Here is a 1,947-nt window from a genome sequence, read left to right as displayed (position 1 = left end):
CAATAATTAACATAACCGCCACCCAGATACTACCGGCAATGATACCGCTAGTGGTGATTAAGGCAGCGATCGCGCCCAAGGTTGTTAACCAACCACCTCTACTAGACTTTTGCACTGATGTTTTAATAGTTTATATTTCTAGTTTTTTCCTAGTTTTAAAAAAATGTTGGCGGCAATATAGCAGTTCTAAATTGGGTGAGGTACATGTTGGATTTTAGGCAACAGGCAACAGGCAACAGGCAACAGGCAACAGGGAAACAATCTTGTGTACCTCATAACTATGAGACACCCGATAGATGATAGATAGTAATTAGCGAAATTCTACATATTTTTGGCTAATTCGTCCACGTCCATGTCTTTGTAATTCTCCCTTGCTCACTCTAAAAATCGTGACTAAACCAGTTTGCTCACAGTCGCTGCGGCGTGCTAAACCCTAAACCCTACACCCTAAACCCTACACCCTACACCCTAAACCCTACACCCTGAGCCCTGATTGACTGACAAAAGTTATTCCGGAACATATTGGTACGTTAGTACTTTGAACTCTAGCCTATAAATTCGTTTCTCGTGTTGTTTGCGCGATGCCATAACAGGGTCAGGATCACGGTTGGAGGTGAAACTGACGTGACGAATCAGTCGCCATCCGTTTAACAGAGCAGTTTTGACCCAATCCCAGCCGATGCGGAAATAGCTGTTGCCACGTGCGCCAATGGGTGTCAACCCACCGTCGTTTCCCCGTTTCCACAACCAATGTGCCTTGTGCCGTAACATAGAGTGTAGCCAATGCCAAGATGAACCAAAGTCTCGAAAGGGCACATACACAGCGAATCTCAGACTTCTGGATGTTCCAGCCGTTAGACTGGTCGTCCAAAAAAGCCTCTTCAATATCGAATCTTAATCCGTATTCATAGAATGTTTGTAAGGTGGTCGGTTCATCACTGACGATGGCCCAAAACTCACCATTGATGTTGTTGCGCCCAAAGGCTATGTGGACCGAGCCATACCATTGGTCTTTATGCAATCCCACGTTGTGAAAACACAGTGCTTCGCCCCGTTTGAAGTGAAACTGTTTAAGTTGACACCAACCTTTGCCAGTGCGCCAAATCCAAGCATCCTTTTTCAAACGGATACGATAATGCCAATGCCATTGCGCCACTCAGGGCTTGAATTAAATCCTTATGGACAAACCCTCGATCAGCCAATAAGACAATTTTTACGTCTTTGGGTAGGCACCGAGCTGCCTGATCCAACACGTCTCGGTAGTCCTTGAATGAGACCATCGCACTACTGTGATGAAGCACTCGCCAAGCCACCGGCAAGGCACGACCCCGATAAACCACTGCCACAAGGGAGCTGGCAATACTCATCCCAGAACAATGACGTATCCAAGCTCAAGTAAAGACACTCCTGTTGCCAGTCCGCCCGTTGCTTGGATCAATGGTTTATACAGTCGATGTATATTGATACGAGGGTTATTGAGCCATCGACGAACCCGTCTGTGCTTACTGTGAGCATACTTTCGGAGGCAGGGCAGATAGGATATCCAGCGGGTCAGATTAACTTCACCACTATGGATCAAGGCCACCACCATCCATATACAGACCGTTAGGTGAGCTTTGTGTGCCCAGGGACTGGCAAGACCTACGCCAGGTATTCAGGGCATTGTAGAGGCGGGAGTTTTTTTTCACAGCGTTCTTATGGTTTTGAGTGGCATCGCGCATCTTAGAACGCTGGCTCCCACTCAGATTTTTTTAATCCCTCAAGCATCCATCTGACAAACAGTTTGACAAAACAGTGACCGCCTTTTGTCAGTCAGTCAGCCTCCACTGTCACGATGAAAAACATAGAATCGGAATTCAGTCAAAACGTCAAGAGTCAAATACAGACTCCTCTGAGTTAGATGAAAACCCATTCTAGAAGGTACCAATGACAATGGTTCCGTTTGAT

Annotated in this window: 3 protein-coding genes; all 3 read right to left on the bottom strand. The window is 46.3% G+C overall.

Translation table 11 applies throughout. From position 1 onward, the window contains the following. Positions 1–601 precede the first annotated feature (601 nt). The 3 genes from F6K49_RS44510 to F6K49_RS44500 all read right to left on the bottom strand — a co-directional run bounded on the left by F6K49_RS44510 (position 602) and on the right by F6K49_RS44500 (position 1,721). Positions 602–1,123, bottom strand: a complete 522-nt coding sequence (locus F6K49_RS44510; RefSeq protein WP_293108354.1) for a hypothetical protein — start codon at positions 1,121–1,123, stop codon at positions 602–604. After that, positions 1,071–1,367, bottom strand: coding sequence for a hypothetical protein (locus tag F6K49_RS44505; protein ID WP_293031059.1), 297 nt, complete (start codon positions 1,365–1,367; stop codon positions 1,071–1,073). The genes F6K49_RS44510 and F6K49_RS44505 overlap by 53 nt, the downstream gene beginning before the upstream one ends. Positions 1,368–1,568: 201 nt before the next feature. After that, positions 1,569–1,721: a hypothetical protein gene (locus F6K49_RS44500; RefSeq protein ID WP_293031062.1), complete on the bottom strand. Its 153-nt coding sequence runs from the start codon at positions 1,719–1,721 to the stop codon at positions 1,569–1,571. Positions 1,722–1,947: the final 226 nt, after the last annotated feature.

It is taken from the genome of Moorena sp. SIO3I6 (genome assembly GCF_010672095.1).
This window is presented reverse-complemented; position numbering and strand designations above follow the sequence as displayed.

Bases quoted from the DNA above. Each gene is read 5' to 3' on its own strand.
- F6K49_RS44505 (WP_293031059.1), bottom strand. From the start codon at position 1,367: ATGAGTATTGCCAGCTCCCTTGTGGCAGTGGTTTATCGGGGTCGTGCC.
- F6K49_RS44500 (WP_293031062.1), bottom strand. From the start codon at position 1,721: ATGCGCGATGCCACTCAAAACCATAAGAACGCTGTGAAAAAAAACTCC.